This is a genomic window from Parendozoicomonas sp. 209JJ7-1, from assembly GCF_058147085.1.
Genome location: NZ_JBYVJU010000131.1, coordinates 1 through 603 on the forward strand (window position 1 = coordinate 1; position 603 = coordinate 603).

General features: G+C 42.6%; 1 protein-coding gene. It reads right to left on the reverse strand.

Translation table 11 applies throughout. The features are described from left to right. Nucleotides 1-339: 339 nt before the first annotated feature. On the reverse strand, nt 340-603 hold a 264-nt coding region (locus tag ACY2RQ_RS19715; RefSeq protein ID WP_490114722.1), incomplete at its 5' end, for a hypothetical protein.

A 603-nucleotide genomic window follows, 5' to 3' on the forward strand; every position in this document is an offset into this window, starting at 1 on the left:
CTACTCTAACAGACTTTACTGTGTTCAGGTCAAACAGGCTCTGTTAACAATAGATGTTGGTTTACATATGGAAGTCAGTAAATATGCGGCATAGAGGGAATTTCTGATTTCTCTATGAATCACGTATAGCAAGACATATATTCTGTACTGAAGTACTACCAATATCTATTGTGAACAGAGCCGGTCAAACACATGTGATCAGACTAATTACAACAGTGTCCGCAACCAATCAATCCACAGGGATTACACTCGTGGCAGCTCTTGCTGCAGCAGTCGGAACAGTCACTATGACAGAACTGCCCACTCTGTGTGCAATTTCCACTCCGTAACTCTTCAGTCTCAGCCATGAGATGGGGTAAAGCCTGCCCATTCTGCAATACTGGATAGTCGCCATTTTGTGCAAATGTAGGGTTGGCCCATAACAAGGGCAGGAGCATAAGTGATAAACTGCGTCTTAACAGCTTTTGCCAAGTGGGAAAAGTCAGTTTGGAATGACTTTTTTTCATATTGATCACCACTCAAAGAAACAGAAGCAGTATTGCCTGGGGAAGTATAGGCGAAAATGCGAAAAGCAAATTGGATTGCTTCAGACCTTATCCAACT